The sequence below is a fragment of the Salmonella sp. A7 genome (assembly GCF_020181675.1).
In the GTDB taxonomy this organism is placed as follows: domain Bacteria; phylum Pseudomonadota; class Gammaproteobacteria; order Enterobacterales; family Enterobacteriaceae; genus Salmonella; species Salmonella enterica.
Genome location: NZ_CP084001.1, coordinates 1,980,271 through 1,996,354 on the forward strand (window position 1 = coordinate 1,980,271; position 16,084 = coordinate 1,996,354).

At 53.6% G+C, this 16,084-nt stretch carries 15 protein-coding genes; 10 read left to right on the top strand and 5 right to left on the bottom strand.

Annotated features, from left to right (window positions below; all coding sequences use genetic code 11):
* Positions 1-1,011 (top strand): Holliday junction branch migration DNA helicase RuvB, encoded by a 1,011-nt coding sequence (gene ruvB, locus LCS67_RS09615; protein ID WP_000568508.1) that lies wholly within the window; start codon positions 1-3, stop codon positions 1,009-1,011.
* A gap of 78 nt (positions 1,012-1,089) precedes the next feature.
* Here ruvB and znuB read toward each other — a convergent pair whose 3' ends face one another.
* Positions 1,090-1,875 carry a zinc ABC transporter permease subunit ZnuB gene (znuB, locus tag LCS67_RS09620; RefSeq protein ID WP_000571508.1) on the bottom strand — a complete coding sequence of 262 codons (786 nt, stop codon included), beginning with the start codon at positions 1,873-1,875 and terminating at the stop codon, positions 1,090-1,092.
* A complete protein-coding gene (gene znuC, locus LCS67_RS09625; RefSeq protein ID WP_000203023.1) occupies positions 1,872-2,627 on the bottom strand; it encodes a zinc ABC transporter ATP-binding protein ZnuC in 756 nt (251 codons plus the stop codon). The genes znuB and znuC overlap by 4 nt, the downstream gene beginning before the upstream one ends.
* 78 nt (positions 2,628-2,705) lie before the next feature.
* Here znuC and znuA point away from each other — a divergent pair, with 78 nt between their 5' ends.
* The 3 genes from znuA (at position 2,706) to lpxM (ending at position 6,073) form a co-directional block, all read left to right on the top strand.
* The gene (znuA, locus tag LCS67_RS09630; RefSeq protein WP_000939597.1) at positions 2,706-3,650 is read left to right on the top strand and encodes a zinc ABC transporter substrate-binding protein ZnuA; all 945 of its coding nucleotides are present in this window, start codon (positions 2,706-2,708) and stop codon (positions 3,648-3,650) included.
* Between the two features lie 15 nt (positions 3,651-3,665).
* Entirely contained in the window at positions 3,666-4,985 is a 1,320-nt protein-coding gene (mepM, locus tag LCS67_RS09635) for a murein DD-endopeptidase MepM (RefSeq protein ID WP_001184029.1), read from the top strand.
* Positions 4,986-5,101: 116 nt separating this feature from the next.
* Complete coding sequence (lpxM, locus tag LCS67_RS09640) at positions 5,102-6,073, top strand: lauroyl-Kdo(2)-lipid IV(A) myristoyltransferase (protein ID WP_000448397.1); 972 nt, start codon at positions 5,102-5,104, stop codon at positions 6,071-6,073.
* Between the two features lie 72 nt (positions 6,074-6,145).
* On the opposite strand, the gene pyk is transcribed toward lpxM, so the two are convergent.
* Together pyk and LCS67_RS09650 are read right to left on the bottom strand one after the other, a co-directional pair.
* The gene (pyk, locus tag LCS67_RS09645) at positions 6,146-7,588 is read right to left on the bottom strand and encodes a pyruvate kinase (protein WP_000091156.1); all 1,443 of its coding nucleotides are present in this window, start codon (positions 7,586-7,588) and stop codon (positions 6,146-6,148) included.
* A 123-nt stretch (positions 7,589-7,711) separates the two neighbouring features.
* Positions 7,712-8,581 carry a MurR/RpiR family transcriptional regulator gene (locus tag LCS67_RS09650; protein WP_001056719.1) on the bottom strand — a complete coding sequence of 290 codons (870 nt, stop codon included), beginning with the start codon at positions 8,579-8,581 and terminating at the stop codon, positions 7,712-7,714.
* Positions 8,582-8,922: 341 nt separating this feature from the next.
* On the opposite strand from LCS67_RS09650, the gene zwf reads away from it, so the two are divergent.
* The 3 genes from zwf (at position 8,923) to kdgA (ending at position 13,123) form a co-directional block, all read left to right on the top strand.
* Positions 8,923-10,398: a glucose-6-phosphate dehydrogenase gene (gene zwf / locus LCS67_RS09655; RefSeq protein ID WP_000301711.1), complete on the top strand. Its 1,476-nt coding sequence runs from the start codon at positions 8,923-8,925 to the stop codon at positions 10,396-10,398.
* Between the two features lie 234 nt (positions 10,399-10,632).
* Positions 10,633-12,444, top strand: coding sequence for a phosphogluconate dehydratase (gene edd, locus LCS67_RS09660; protein WP_023196805.1), 1,812 nt, complete (start codon positions 10,633-10,635; stop codon positions 12,442-12,444).
* Positions 12,445-12,481: 37 nt separating this feature from the next.
* On the top strand, positions 12,482-13,123 hold the full coding sequence (gene kdgA / locus LCS67_RS09665) for a bifunctional 4-hydroxy-2-oxoglutarate aldolase/2-dehydro-3-deoxy-phosphogluconate aldolase (protein ID WP_000800497.1): 642 nt from the start codon (positions 12,482-12,484) through the stop codon (positions 13,121-13,123).
* A gap of 99 nt (positions 13,124-13,222) precedes the next feature.
* Here kdgA and purT read toward each other — a convergent pair whose 3' ends face one another.
* Positions 13,223-14,401, bottom strand: coding sequence for a formate-dependent phosphoribosylglycinamide formyltransferase (gene purT / locus LCS67_RS09670; protein ID WP_001529220.1), 1,179 nt, complete (start codon positions 14,399-14,401; stop codon positions 13,223-13,225).
* A 130-nt stretch (positions 14,402-14,531) separates the two neighbouring features.
* Here purT and yebG point away from each other — a divergent pair, with 130 nt between their 5' ends.
* From yebG to LCS67_RS09685, 3 genes are all read left to right on the top strand, one after another.
* Positions 14,532-14,822 carry a DNA damage-inducible protein YebG gene (gene yebG / locus LCS67_RS09675; RefSeq protein WP_000257723.1) on the top strand — a complete coding sequence of 97 codons (291 nt, stop codon included), beginning with the start codon at positions 14,532-14,534 and terminating at the stop codon, positions 14,820-14,822.
* Between the two features lie 67 nt (positions 14,823-14,889).
* Positions 14,890-15,243 (top strand): protein YebF, encoded by a 354-nt coding sequence (yebF, locus tag LCS67_RS09680; RefSeq protein WP_001042123.1) that lies wholly within the window; start codon positions 14,890-14,892, stop codon positions 15,241-15,243.
* 93 nt (positions 15,244-15,336) lie between these two features.
* Positions 15,337-15,996, top strand: a complete 660-nt coding sequence (locus LCS67_RS09685) for a tellurite resistance TerB family protein (protein WP_000024703.1) — start codon at positions 15,337-15,339, stop codon at positions 15,994-15,996.
* The last annotated feature ends 88 nt before the right edge of the window (positions 15,997-16,084 follow it).

Below are 16,084 nucleotides of genomic sequence, written 5' to 3' on the forward strand. Positions count from 1 at the left end.
ATGATAGAAGCAGATCGCCTGATTTCAGCAGGCGCCACGATCGCAGAAGACGTCGCCGATCGCGCCATTCGCCCAAAGTTATTGGCGGAATATGTCGGCCAACCGCAGGTGCGCTCCCAGATGGAGATCTTTATTCAGGCGGCAAAACGGCGTGGCGACGCACTAGATCACTTGCTGATTTTCGGCCCGCCAGGGTTAGGTAAGACGACTCTGGCGAATATCGTTGCCAATGAAATGGGCGTCAATCTCCGAACCACGTCCGGCCCGGTGCTGGAAAAAGCAGGCGATCTGGCGGCTATGCTCACCAATCTTGAACCGCATGATGTGCTGTTTATTGATGAGATTCACCGGCTTTCACCGGTGGTGGAAGAAGTACTCTATCCGGCGATGGAAGATTACCAGCTGGATATTATGATTGGCGAAGGGCCTGCTGCACGTTCCATTAAGATCGATCTGCCGCCGTTTACGCTCATTGGCGCGACGACGCGAGCAGGTTCGCTGACCTCGCCGCTACGCGACCGTTTTGGTATTGTGCAGCGCCTGGAGTTCTACCAGGTGCCCGATCTGCAGCACATCGTCGGGCGCAGCGCAAGGCACATGGGGCTTGAGATGAGCGATGACGGCGCGCTGGAAGTGGCGCGTCGGGCGCGCGGTACGCCGCGTATAGCCAACCGCCTGCTCAGACGTGTGCGTGATTTCGCCGAGGTGAAGCATGACGGGGCTATTTCAGCGGAAATTGCCGCGCAGGCGCTGGATATGCTGAACGTCGATGCGGAAGGGTTTGACTATATGGATCGCAAGCTGCTGCTGGCGGTTATTGATAAATTCTTCGGTGGACCGGTCGGCCTGGATAACCTGGCGGCGGCGATTGGCGAAGAGCGTGAAACCATTGAGGATGTGCTGGAGCCGTATCTGATTCAGCAAGGCTTTTTGCAGCGCACGCCGCGTGGGCGTATGGCAACGGTGCGAGCCTGGAACCATTTCGGGATCACGCCGCCAGAGATGCCTTAGCGCCTGAAGTCGCTGCGCTCATCAGACCTGGGCGATTTTGTAGGCCCGGTAAGCGCAGCGCCACCGGGCAACACACGCTTAGCTTGCCTGCTTTTTCATCATACTGAAGATAAACAGCAGCGCGGCACACAGCACTACGGATGGCCCTGCCGGGGTATCATAAAAGGCTGAGAAGGTCAGTCCACCTGTAACCGCTATCATACCTACACCAACGGCGACGCCCGCCATCTGCTCTGGCGTACGGGCAAAGCGACGCGCGGTTGCGGCGGGGATAATCAGTAGCGACGTAATGATCAGCGCTCCGACAAACTTCATCGCTACGCCGATAGTTAACGCCGTTACCAGCATCAATAGCAGCTTCACGCGCTGTAACTTCACGCCATCGACAAAGGCAAGATCCGGACTGATAGTCATTGACAGCAAGTTGCGCCACTGCCAGAAGAGAATGGCCAGCACAATAACGACCCCAATAGCGATCGAGATAAGATCTTCCGGCGTGACGGCCAGCAAATCGCCAAACAGATAAGCCATTAAATCAACGCGGACGTTGGACATCAGGCTGACCACGACCAGTCCTAAAGATAAGGCGCTGTGCGCCATAATGCCCAGTAAGGTATCAATCGCGAGGTGAGGGCGTTTCTCCAGCCATACCAGACCGGCGGCCAGCAGCAGCGTAACGGCGATTACCGCATAAAAGGGATTAACGTCCAGCAACAGGCCAAACGCCACGCCCAGAAGCGACGCGTGAGCCAGCGTATCGCCAAAATAGGACATCCGACGCCAGACCACAAATGAGCCCAAAGGACCAGCGGCGCACGCCAGCATCATCCCGGCCAGCCAGCCGGGCAGTAATAATTCAATCATGAGTGACCATTTCCCCGGCGCAGTACAATACGACCCTGTAAATCGTGGCGATGATTATGATGATGGCGATAAATCCCTAATTGCTCCGCGCCTCGCGGGCCAAACATAGAGATAAATTCCGGATGCATAGACACCACTTCCGGCGCGCCGGAACAGCAAATATGATGGTTCAGACATAACACTTCATCCGTCTTTGCCATGACCAGATGTAGATCATGTGACACCATCAGCACGGCGCAATCGAGTTCTCGGCGCAGCTGATCGATAAGGTCGTATAACGCGACCTGGCCGTTGACATCCACGCCTTGCGTAGGCTCATCAAGTACCAGCAACTGCGGCCTGTTAAGCAGAGCACGGGCCAGCAGTACGCGCTGCGTCTCACCGCCGGAGAGTTTTTGCATGGGCGCGTCAATCAAATGTCCGGCCTGAACGCGTTTAAGCGCCGGGAGAATATCCGTTTTTTGCGTGCCGGGACGTAAACGTAAAAATCGGTTTACCGTCAGCGGAAGCGTGGTATCGAGATAGAGCTTTTGCGGGACATAGCCGATACGGAGTTGCCCGTTGCGCTTGATCACCCCTTCATCAGGGGCTACCAGTCCTAAAACCACGCGAACAAGCGTTGACTTCCCCGCGCCGTTAGGGCCGAGAAGCGTTAAAATTTTTCCGGGGCTCAATTCAAGCGACACGTCAGAGAGGACGCGGCGTTGACCAAATGAGACCGAGACGTTTTCCAGTGAAACTAAACTTGTCATGTTAATTTTAGGCTTGCAGAAGTGATAGAATGTTATAATATCACATTTCACACATTCATTACGATGATTAGTCGCATTATGTTACAGAAAAATACGCTTCTTTTCGCAGCATTATCCGCCGCGCTTTGGGGGAGTGCAACCCAGGCTGCCGACGCCGCCGTTGTCGCTTCGCTTAAACCACTTGGGTTTATCGCTTCCGCCATTGCTGATGGCGTTACGGATACGCAAGTATTACTTCCGGATGGGGCATCCGAGCATGATTATTCATTGCGTCCATCAGACGTAAAACGCTTACAGGGCGCGGACTTAGTCGTCTGGGTTGGCCCGGAAATGGAAGCCTTTATGGAGAAGTCGGTCAGGAATATCCCTGATAATAAGCAGGTTACCATTGCGCAACTTGCCGATGTAAAACCGTTACTCATGAAGGGCGCGGATGATGATGAGGATGAACATGCGCATACGGGCGCCGATGAGGAAAAAGGTGACGTACATCACCATCACGGCGAATATAACATGCATCTTTGGCTCTCCCCAGAGATAGCGCGGGCTACAGCGGTTGCAATCCATGAAAAATTAGTGGAACTTATGCCGCAAAGTCGAGCCAAACTCGACGCCAACCTGAAGGATTTTGAGGCACAATTAGCCGCAACCGATAAACAGGTCGGTAACGAGCTCGCGCCGCTCAAGGGGAAAGGGTATTTCGTTTTTCATGACGCCTACGGTTACTACGAAAAACACTACGGACTCACCCCGCTCGGTCACTTTACCGTGAACCCTGAGATACAACCTGGCGCGCAGCGTTTACATGAAATAAGAACACAGTTGGTTGAGCAAAAAGCAACCTGCGTTTTTGCTGAGCCACAATTCAGGCCAGCGGTCGTGGAAGCCGTGGCGAGAGGGACATCCGTTCGAATGGGAACACTGGACCCCCTCGGGACGAACATTAAACTGGGTAAAACAAGCTATTCAGCGTTTTTAAGCCAATTAGCCAACCAGTATGCGAGCTGCCTGAAAGGAGATTAACGAGGAAGTGAATACGTGCAACAGATAGCCCGCTCTGTCGCCCTGGCATTTAATAATCTGCCCCGACCCCACCGCGTTATGCTGGGGTCACTTACCGTTCTGACACTGGCCGTCGCCGTATGGCGGCCCTATGTTTACCACCCAGAATCCGCGCCAATCGTTAAAACTATTGAACTGGAGAAAAGCGAGACTCGTTCCCTCTTACCGGAGGCCAGCGAACCCATTGATCAGGCCGCGCAGGAAGATGAAGCTATTCCTCAGGATGAGCTGGACGATAAAACCGCAGGCGAAGTCGGCGTCCATGAATACGTCGTCTCCACAGGCGATACGTTAAGCAGCATTCTGAATCAGTACGGCATCGATATGAGCGATATTAGCCGACTTGCCGCTTCTGATAAGGAGCTGCGCAATCTGAAAATTGGCCAACAGCTTTCCTGGACACTGACCGCCGATGGCGATTTACAGCGTCTGACATGGGAAGTCTCCCGCCGTGAAACGCGTACCTACGATCGCACTGCCAACGGTTTTAAAATGAGCAGTGAAATGCAGCAGGGGGACTGGGTCAACAGTCTGCTGAAAGGTACGGTAGGGGGTAGCTTTGTCGCCAGCGCGAAAGAGGCCGGTTTAACCAGCAGCGAAATCAGCGCAGTGATAAAAGCAATGCAGTGGCAGATGGATTTTCGCAAGCTGAAAAAGGGCGATGAATTTTCGGTTCTGATGTCGCGCGAGATGCTGGATGGCAAGCGTGAACAGAGTCAGTTGTTGGGCGTGCGGATGCGTTCCGATGGTAAAGATTACTACGCCATTCGCGCCGCTGACGGTAAATTCTATGACCGTAACGGTGTTGGCCTGGCGAAAGGCTTTTTACGCTTCCCGACCGCAAAACAGTTCCGCATCTCCTCCAACTTCAATCCGCGTCGTCTGAACCCGGTTACCGGACGCATTGCGCCGCATCGTGGCGTTGACTTTGCGATGCCGCAGGGTACGCCGGTGCTGTCGGTGGGGGATGGCGAGGTCGTGGTCGCTAAACGTAGCGGCGCTGCCGGTTACTACATTGCGATTCGTCATGGACGCACCTACACCACACGTTACATGCACTTGCGTAAGCTGCTGGTGAAACCGGGGCAAAAAGTGAAACGTGGCGATCGTATTGCGCTTTCTGGTAACACCGGGCGTTCCACAGGACCGCATCTGCATTATGAGGTATGGATCAACCAGCAAGCCGTTAACCCTCTGACAGCAAAATTGCCGCGCACGGAAGGTCTGACGGGGTCAGATCGTCGTGAATACCTGGCACAGGTGAAAGAGGTTCTGCCGCAACTGCGCTTCGATTAACAAATGCGCTGACAGAGCCGGTACGCGATGTGTGCCGGCTTTTTTGTTTTGTGTGAGACGCAGACGTCGCTACACTATTCACAATTCCTTTTCGCGTCAGCAGACCCTGGAAAAGCATGGAAACCAAAAAAAATAATAGTGAGTATATCCCTGAGTTCGAAAAATCCTTTCGCTATCCGCAGTATTGGGGCGCCTGGTTGGGCGCGGCGGCAATGGCGGGGATCGCATTAACGCCGGCATCATTCCGCGACCCTTTGCTGGCGACGCTGGGGCGTTTTGCCGGACGGCTGGGGAAGAGTTCTCGTCGCCGGGCGCTAATTAATCTGTCATTGTGCTTTCCGCAGCGTAGCGAAGCTGAGCGCGAAGCGATTGTCGATGAGATGTTCGCCACCGCGCCACAGGCAATGGCGATGATGGCTGAGTTGGCGATGCGCGGTCCGGAAAAAATTCAACAGCGTGTTGACTGGGAAGGTCTGGAAATCATTGAGGAGATGCGTCGTAACGACGAAAAAGTCATTTTTCTCGTTCCGCATGGCTGGGGCGTCGACATTCCAGCCATGCTGATGGCCTCTCAGGGGCAAAAAATGGCGGCGATGTTTCATAATCAGGGTAATCCGGTTTTTGACTATATCTGGAACACCGTGCGTCGGCGTTTCGGCGGACGTTTGCATGCGCGAAATGACGGGATTAAACCCTTTATTCAGTCTGTTCGTCAGGGCTACTGGGGTTACTACCTGCCGGACCAGGATCACGGCCCGGAGCATAGTGAATTCGTTGATTTCTTTGCGACATACAAAGCAACGCTGCCTGCGATTGGTCGGCTGATGAAAGTGTGCCGCGCACGCGTGATACCGCTTTTCCCGGTGTATAATGGTAAAACGCATCGCCTGACTATCCAGATTCGCCCGCCGATGGACGATCTGCTCACGGCTGACGACCACACTATCGCCAGACGGATGAACGAAGAGGTCGAAATTTTTGTCGGCCCGCATCCGGAACAGTACACCTGGATCCTGAAGCTGCTCAAAACCCGCAAGCCAGGCGAGATTCAGCCGTATAAGCGTAAAGATCTTTATCCCATCAAATAAATAAAGCCTCTCGTAAGAGAGGCTTTATGCTGACAAACCCTGTACTACCTGATGAACAGGTGTGGGGGAGTTTTACTCAACGGTCAAAATACGCGTGGTATTGGTTGAGCCGACGGTGCTCATGACATCGCCCTGAGTCACGATAACCAGGTCACCGGAAACCAGATACCCTTTATCGCGCAGCAGATTAACAGCTTCATGCGCCGCGACAACGCCATCAGCCGCGCTATCAAAATGCACCGGCGTTACTCCGCGGTAGAGCGCGGTCAGGTTCAGCGTGCGTTCATGGCGCGACATGGCGAAAATCGGCAGGCCGGAGCTGATACGGGAAGTCATTAGCGCGGTACGACCGGATTCCGTCATGGTGATGATCGCGGTAACGCCTTTCAGATGGTTTGCCGCATACATCGCAGACATGGCAATGGCTTCTTCAACGTTGTCAAACTGCACGTCGAGACGGTGTTTAGACACATTGATGCTGGGGATTTTTTCTGCGCCCAGGCAGACGCGCGCCATTGCGGCAACGGTTTCAGAAGGATACTGACCGGCTGCGGTTTCGGCAGACAGCATAACCGCATCCGTGCCATCCAGGACGGCGTTCGCCACGTCCATCACTTCCGCACGGGTCGGCATCGGGTTGGTGATCATCGACTCCATCATCTGCGTTGCGGTGATGACTGCGCGGTTTAGCTGACGCGCACGGCGAATCAGCGCCTTCTGGATACCAACCAGCTCCGGATCGCCGATTTCAACGCCCAGGTCGCCACGTGCGACCATCACAACGTCAGAGGCCAGAATGATATCGTCCATGGCGTTTTGATCGCATACCGCTTCGGCGCGTTCGACCTTAGCCACAATTTTCGCGTCGCAGCCGGCGTCGCGCGCCAGGCGGCGTGCATAGTTCAGATCTTCGCCGCAGCGCGGGAAGGAGACAGCCAGATAGTCAACGCCTATCAGCGCAGCGGTTTGAATATCGGCTTTGTCTTTTTCGGTCAGCGCTTCAGCAGAAAGCCCGCCGCCGAGCTTGTTAATGCCTTTATTGTTAGACAGCGGACCGCCGACGGTGACCTCGGTAAAGACTTTCATGCCCTGGACTTCAAGCACTTTCAACTGCACTCGACCATCGTCAAGCAGCAGGATATCGCCAGGAACGACATCTGCCGGCAACCCTTTGTAATCAATGCCGACTTTTTCTTTGTCGCCTTCACCTTTACCCAGGTTAGCGTCTAACAGAAATTTGTCCCCGATATTGAGGAACACTTTGCCTTCTTTAAAAGTGGAAACGCGAATTTTTGGCCCTTGCAGGTCGCCTAAAATAGCCACATGACGCCCCAGTTTGGCGGCAATCTCACGGACTTTATCAGCACGCATTTTATGATCTTCCGGCGAGCCGTGAGAGAAGTTCATACGTACTACGTTTGCGCCCGCGGCGATAACCTTCTCAAGGTTGTTATCGCGGTCAGTTGCCGGGCCTAACGTGGTAACGATTTTGGTTCTGCGAAGCCTTCTGGACATGTAATACTCCGTTGACTAAAACAACTTGGTGTTGCGTGAACATTGATCCGGTCGTTCTGAAACCTTAACGGTATAAAATGAACGTCCCCGGATGACGAAAAGGGTAGAACATTGTTATTGCTTTTAGCGGTCATCACTCCTGATGAGTAATTCTTTATCAAAACGCGATTCCTTGAGCGCTTCCTTGACACGCTTCAAGTTATCTCTGAATTTTGCCCCGCGACGCAAAGTAAATCCCGTTGCCAGCACATCTATCACGGTCAGCTGAGCAAGTCGAGAGACCATGGGCATATAAATGTCTGTATCTTCCGGTACGTCGAGGGTAATGGCCAGCGTGGCTTCGCGCGCCAGCGGCGTTCCAGCGGAGGTCAGGGCGATCACCATCGCATCGTTTTCCCGCGCCAACTGCGCCAGTTCCACCAGGCTCTTGGTTCTGCCAGTATGCGAAATGAGCACCACGACGTCATCATCGTTACAATTCATACAGCTCATCCGTTGCAGCACGATATCGTCGGAGTAAATCACCGGCACATTGAAGCGAAAAAACTTATTCATGGCGTCATGCGCGACCGCGGCGGAGGAACCAAGACCAAAAAAGGCGATTTTTTTTGCCTGGGTCAGTAAATCGACGGCGCGGTTGACGGCCGATTTATCCAGCGACTGACGAACATGGTCGAGACTGGCCATGGCGGACTCGAAGATTTTTCCTGTATAGGCCTCAACGCTGTCATCTTCATCCACATTGCGATTAACATAGGGGGTGCCATTTGCCAGACTTTGCGCCAGATGCAGTTTAAAATCAGGAAAGCCGCGGGTATTCATGCTGCGACAGAAACGGTTCACCGTTGGCTCGCTAACGTTAGCTTCCTGGGCCAGCATGGCAATGCTTAAGTGAATCGATCTGCCTGGGGCGGCCAGAATAACATCGGCGACTTTTCGTTCAGATTTGCTTAAATGTTCCAGTTGAGACTGGACTTTTTCCAGCATATTCATGATTAGCAAGGCTCATGGGTATTAGCGATTTCAATGATGCGCGAAACCGAGCGCGTTTTGTTAGATATTACTCCTGGCGGCTGTCAAAGGGGGCAAAATGGCTAAAAAAGGTGTCGTTTTTTTTCATTACATGACCGACGTCGGATTTTAAGTTCCAGCTTGTGTGGAAAAGCGACAATTTTATTAGGCGTTTTGCCGATTATATTGCCAATCAAACGCCGGTTCACCTATGAAAAGGCGTTTACGGTTTCCGTAATCTCGTAAAAGCAGTACAGTGCTGTGTAATAAAATTACAACGATATCCTGGCTAAAGTACCAGGAGATTAACTGAGGAGAATGACATGGCGGTAACGCAAACAGCCCAGGCATGTGACCTGGTCATTTTCGGCGCGAAAGGCGACCTGGCGCGCCGGAAACTGCTGCCTTCCCTGTATCAGCTTGAGAAAGCCGGCCAGATCCATCCGGATACCCGGATCATTGGGGTGGGGCGCGCGGACTGGGATAAAGAAGCTTATACCCACGTCGTGCGTGAGGCGCTGGAAACCTTCATGAAGGAAAAAATTGATGAAGGCTTGTGGGATACGCTGAGCGGCCGTCTGGATTTTTGTAATCTTGACGTTAACGATACGCCTGCGTTCAGTCGCCTGGGCGATATGCTGGATCAAAAAAACCGTACCACCATTAACTATTTTGCGATGCCGCCCAGCACGTTTGGCGCTATTTGCAAAGGGTTAGGGGAGGCTAAACTCAACGCCAAACCGGCGCGTGTCGTGATGGAGAAACCGTTGGGTACTTCGCTGGCGACCTCGCGTGAGATTAACGATCGGGTCGGCGAATACTTTGAAGAGTGCCAGGTATATCGTATCGACCACTATCTGGGCAAAGAAACGGTTCTCAACCTGCTGGCGCTGCGTTTTGCCAACTCGTTATTCGTTAATAACTGGGATAACCGCACTATCGATCACGTTGAGATTACCGTAGCGGAAGAGGTGGGGATTGAAGGGCGCTGGGGATACTTTGACCAGGCCGGTCAGATGCGCGATATGATCCAGAACCACTTGCTGCAAATTCTCTGCATGATTGCCATGTCACCGCCGTCTGACCTGAGCGCCGACAGTATTCGCGATGAAAAAGTCAAAGTGTTGAAATCGCTGCGCCGGATTGATCGCTCCAACGTGCGTGAAAAAACGGTTCGTGGTCAATACACCGCGGGCTTTGCGCAGGGGCAAAAGGTGCCGGGCTATCTGGAAGAAGAGGGCGCGAATAAAAGCAGCAACACCGAAACTTTCGTCGCGATCCGCGTCGACATCGATAACTGGCGTTGGGCGGGCGTGCCATTCTATCTGCGCACCGGCAAGCGTCTGCCAACCAAGTGCTCTGAAGTCGTGGTTTATTTCAAGACGCCTGAACTGAACCTCTTTAAAGAGTCCTGGCAAGACCTGCCGCAGAACAAATTGACGATTCGCCTGCAGCCGGATGAAGGCGTAGATATTCAGGTGCTTAACAAAGTACCGGGGCTGGATCATAAGCATAATCTGCAGATCACGAAGCTTGATCTGAGCTACTCCGAGACCTTTAATCAGACGCACCTGGCGGATGCATATGAGCGCCTGCTGCTGGAAACGATGCGTGGCATTCAGGCGCTGTTTGTCCGCCGTGACGAAGTGGAAGAAGCCTGGAAGTGGGTGGACTCCATTACCGAAGCATGGGCGATGGACAACGACGCGCCGAAGCCGTATCAGGCGGGCACCTGGGGACCGGTAGCGTCCGTGGCGATGATTACCCGTGACGGTCGTTCGTGGAATGAGTTTGAGTAAATTTACCACTCACTCTTAGGTGGTATTTTACCGGTAACATGATCTAACACAGATTGTAGAATCATTTTTGCACTTTTAAGCCTCGTGTGGATTCACCTGCGAGGCTTTTTTTATTACACTGCCTGAAACGATTTTGCCCCATTATCACCGGACATCATGTATTTCACTGTCTTTCCACATTGATGAAACGCATGGTAAACCCGGTAGCCGGACAGATAAATTTCAGGAGCCTCTATGAATCCTAATTTGTTACGCGTAACACAGCGCATTGTCGAACGCTCGCAGCAGACCCGAAAAGCCTATCTTGCCCGCATTGAGCAGGCGAAAACCGCCACGGTCCACCGATCTCAACTGGCCTGCGGCAACCTGGCGCATGGCTTTGCCGCCTGTCAGCCAGAGGACAAAGCCTCGCTGAAAAGTATGTTGCGCAATAATATCGCCATCATCACCTCCTACAATGACATGCTCTCTGCGCATCAACCGTATGAACATTATCCGGAAATTATTCGTCAGGCCCTGCATTCCGTGAATGCGGTAGGTCAGGTCGCAGGCGGCGTACCGGCAATGTGCGATGGCGTTACGCAAGGGCAGGATGGCATGGAGTTGTCATTACTCAGCCGCGAAGTGATAGCGATGTCGGCAGCAGTAGGCCTCTCTCACAATATGTTTGACGGCACGTTATTCCTCGGCGTATGCGACAAAATCGTTCCGGGGCTGGCGATGGCCGCGCTCTCTTTTGGTCATTTACCCGCGATTTTTGTTCCGTCAGGCCCGATGGCGAGCGGCCTGCCGAATAAAGAAAAAGTCCGTATTCGTCAGCTATATGCGGAAGGAAAAGTAGACAGAATGGCGCTGCTGGAGTCAGAAGCCGCCTCTTACCATGCGCCGGGCACCTGTACATTTTACGGCACCGCCAACACCAACCAGATGGTGGTGGAGTTTATGGGAATGCAGTTGCCGGGTTCCTCGTTTGTGCATCCGGATGCGCCGCTGCGCGAGGCATTGACTGCCGCTGCCGCACGTCAGGTAACACGTCTTACCGGCAACGGCAATACGTGGATGCCGCTCGGTAAAATGATCGACGAAAAAGTCGTGGTGAACGGCATTGTCGCGCTGCTGGCTACCGGCGGTTCCACCAACCACACCATGCATCTGGTTGCAATGGCGCGCGCGGCGGGCATTCTGATCAACTGGGATGACTTCTCGGATTTGTCGGAAGTGGTTCCGTTGATGGCGCGTCTGTACCCGAACGGTCCGGCGGACATTAACCACTTCCAGGCGGCGGGCGGCGTACCGGTATTGATGCGTGAGCTGCTCAATGCCGGATTGTTGCACGAAGACGTTAACACTGTCGCAGGCTTCGGCCTGAAACGCTATACGCTGGAGCCCTGGCTCAACAACGGCGAGCTGGACTGGCGTGAAGGCGCGGAAAGGTCACTGGATAACGATGTCATTGCCTCTTTTGATAAGCCGTTCTCTCCTCACGGCGGTACTAAGGTGCTAAGCGGTAATCTGGGGCGCGCAGTAATGAAGACGTCTGCGGTACCGGTTGAAAACCAGATCATTGAAGCGCCTGCCATGGTATTTGAAAGTCAGCATGATGTGCTGCCTGCGTTTGACGCGGGCCTGCTTGACCGGGATTGTGTCGTTGTCGTGCGTCATCAGGGACCAAAAGCGAATGGAATGCCAGAATTACATAAACTCATGCCGCCACTTGGTGTATTATTGGACCGCCGTTTCAAAATCGCGTTAGTTACTGATGGACGACTTTCAGGCGCTTCGGGTAAAGTGCCTTCAGCTATCCACGTAACGCCGGAAGCCTACGATGGCGGCTTACTGGCAAAAGTGCGCGATGGCGACATCATTCGCGTGAATGGGCAGACAGGTGAGTTAACTCTGCTGGTCGACGAGGCGGAACTTGCCGCTCGTCAGCCTCATATTCCGGACCTGAGCGCGTCGCGCGTCGGAACGGGGCGTGAGTTGTTTGGCGCGCTGCGCGAAAAGCTGTCGGGTGCGGAGCAGGGCGCAACCTGTATCACTTTTTAAGATGACACACTAGTAATCAGGCGAGAGAAGAATTCCGATGAAAAACTGGAAAACAAGTGCAGAAGCAATCCTGACCACCGGCCCGGTTGTCCCGGTCATTGTAGTCAATAAACTGGAGCACGCGGTGCCGATGGCTAAAGCGCTGGTGGCCGGGGGCGTTCGCGTTCTGGAAGTGACTTTACGTACGGCCTGCGCGATGGATGCTATTCGCGCTATCGCTAAAGAAGTGCCGGAAGCGATTGTCGGCGCCGGAACCGTTCTCAATCCGCAGCAGTTGGCGGAGGTGACGGAAGCGGGCGCGCAGTTTGCGATTAGCCCGGGACTGACTGAGCCACTGCTGAAAGCCGCGACGGCAGGCACTATCCCATTGATTCCCGGTATTAGCACCGTTTCTGAGCTGATGTTGGGCATGGACTATGGTCTGAAAGAGTTCAAATTCTTCCCGGCGGAAGCGAATGGCGGCACTAAAGCGTTGCAGGCGATTGCCGGTCCGTTCTCTCAGGTGCGTTTCTGCCCAACTGGCGGCATCTCTCCGGCAAACTATCGTGACTATCTGGCGCTGAAAAGCGTATTGTGCATCGGCGGTTCCTGGCTGGTGCCGGCCGACGCGCTGGAAGCGGGTGATTACGATCGCATCACCAAACTGGCGCGCGAAGCGGTAGAAGGCGCGAAGCAGTAAGCCGTTAAATGCCCGATGGCGCTTGCTTATCGGGCTTACGAGTGGCGATCTGGCAGGCCTGATAAAAATGCGCTAACGTCGCCATCAGGCGATGACGCATTAGCCTTTTACCGTCACGCGGCTGGCGGCCTTTTTCGCTCTTATCACCGCTTCTTCAACGTTTTCACCTGTCGCTAACGCTACACCAAGACGACGGGTGCCGTCGATCTCAGGCTTACCAAACAGCCGTACCTGTACTCCGGCTCCTACCGCCGCGTGTACATTATCAAACGTCACATTTCGACTGGTAAGCTGCGGCAGAATCACGGCCGAGGCAGCAGGACCATACTGGCGAATAGCGCCTACGGGCATTCCCAGAAAGGCGCGCACATGCAGCGCAAACTCAGAGAGATCCTGAGAAATCAACGTGACCATTCCGGTATCGTGCGGGCGAGGGGAGACTTCGCTGAAAATGACTTCATCGCCACAGACGAAGAGTTCAACGCCGAACAGACCATGACCGCCTAACGCCAGTACCACATGACGGGCAATCTCTTGCGCCCGCTTCAGCGCCAGTTCACTCATCTGCTGTGGCTGCCAGGATTCGCGATAGTCGCCATCTTGCTGACGATGACCGACCGGCGCGCAGAAATGCACGCCATCGACGGCGCTAACGGTGAGCAGCGTAATTTCAAAATCAAATTTAACCACGCCTTCCACAATCACGCGACCCGCGCCAGCGCGTCCGCCCTGTTGAGCATACTCCCATGCCTGCGCGAGCTGTTCGGCCGAGCGGATAAAGCTCTGGCCTTTGCCGGAAGAGCTCATGACCGGTTTGACGATGCAAGGAAAACCCACTGCGGCTACCGCATCATGAAAACTGGCCTCATTGTCGGCAAAGCGATACGTCGATGTCGGCAGTCCTAATTCTTCTGCGGCCAGGCGACGGATCCCTTCGCGGTTCATCGTGAGCTGCGTTGCACGGGCGCAAGGCACGACATTCAGCCCTTCGCCCTCCAGCTCGCGCAACGTATCGGTGGCGATCGCTTCTATTTCCGGCACGATATAATGCGGTTTTTCCTCTGTAATCACATGACGTAGCGCCTCGCCGTCCAGCATATTAATGACGTGTGAACGGTGAGCCACATGCATGGCGGGAGCATCAGGATAGCGATCGACGGCGATAACCTCGATCCCCAGGCGTTGGCATTCAATCGCCACCTCTTTTCCCAATTCTCCTGCCCCTAATAACATCACCCGCGTTGCTGCCGGACGCAGCGCAGTGCCTAATAGCGTCATATTTCTGTCCCCTTATTTACCTGCGCGCAGTATATACGAAAACGTTTGCGTATGTCTTTTCGAATAGATTGCTTTTCTTGCTGCCTTGCAATATACTGTATATAAACACAGGTAAATAAGGGGCTGCAAAATGGCGGTTGAAGTTAAATACGTAGTCATTCGCGAGGGTGAGGAGAAGATGTCATTTACCAGTAAAAAGGAAGCCGACGCCTGGGACAAAATGCTCGATACTGCCGATCTTCTTGATACCTGGCTTGAGCAGTCGCCAGTCGTGCTGGAAGATGGACAGCGCGAGGCGTTGTCGCTGTGGCTGGCGGAACATAAAGAGGTGTTAAGCACTATCCTCAAAACCGGTAAGTTGCCTTCTCCGCAGGCGGTTGAAAAGGACGCCGCGAGTAAAACGAAAAAGCAAGCCGCCTGAACCCACACTTGCGCTCCCGGCGTTTTGTACCATGCTTTTCCTGAATCATTGTGCTAAGGAGAAAAGTATGAATAAAAGAGGAGCGTTGTTGAGCCTGCTGTTGTTATCCGCCAGCGTATCGGCATTTGCGGCATCCACCGAGAGTAAATCGGTTAAGTTTCCGCAGTGCGAAGGGCTGGATGCCGCCGGGATTGCGGCAAGCGTGAAGCGCGACTACCAGCAAAATCGTATCGTGCGGTGGGCAGACGACCAAAAAAAGGTCGGGCAGGCTGACCCGGTTGCGTGGGTTAATGTGCAGGACGTTGTAGGTCAAAATGATAAATGGACAGTTCCGCTAACTGTTCGCGGTAAAAGTGCCGATATTCATTATCAGGTCATCGTTGATTGCAAAGCCGGCAAGGCGGAATATAAGCCCCGCTAGCAGCGTAATTTGCGCTTCTTTTGCCGGAACAGACAATTCCTGACATCCCCTCAGGTACGCTTGACCATTATTGGTCTGTATTTGAGGGGTACTATGGCTAACTGGTTGAACCAATTACAATCACTTCTTGGGCAAAAAGGCGCTTCCGCATCGCCTTCCGGTGAACATGGGTTAAATAAACTGCTGGTTCCCGGCGCGCTGGGCGGTCTGGCTGGACTGTTGGTCGCCAATAAGTCTTCGCGCAAATTATTAACCAAATACGGTACTGGCGCTTTGCTGGTGGGCGGCGGCGCGGTGGCGGGTTCCGTATTGTGGAATAAGTACAAAGATAAAGTACGCGCTGCGCATCAGGGGGAGCCGCAATTCGGCAGCCAAAGTACGCCGCTGGATGTTCGCACTGAGCGACTGATCCTGGCGCTGGTTTTTGCTGCAAAAAGCGATGGGCATATTGATGCCAAAGAACGCGCGGCGATTGAGCACCAACTGCGAGAATCAGGTGTAGAAGAGCAAGGGCGTGTGTTTATCGAGAAAGCTATTGAGCAGCCGCTTGATCCACAACGTCTGGCACAGGGTGTTCGCAATGAAGAAGAAGCCCTGGAAATCTACTTCCTGAGCTGCGCCGCCATTGATATTGACCACTTTATGGAACGTAGCTATCTGAATGCGTTAGGAGACGCGCTAAAAATTCCTCAGGAGGTTCGGGACGGTATCGAGCAGGACTTGCAGCAGCAAAAACAGGCGCTACCAGGCTGATAACCTGCCATTAAGTAACATGTTTCGCTTGCATCATGCGTGTCTTTTGCCACCCTTATAGGATGGATAGTTTACGTCATTCATGTTG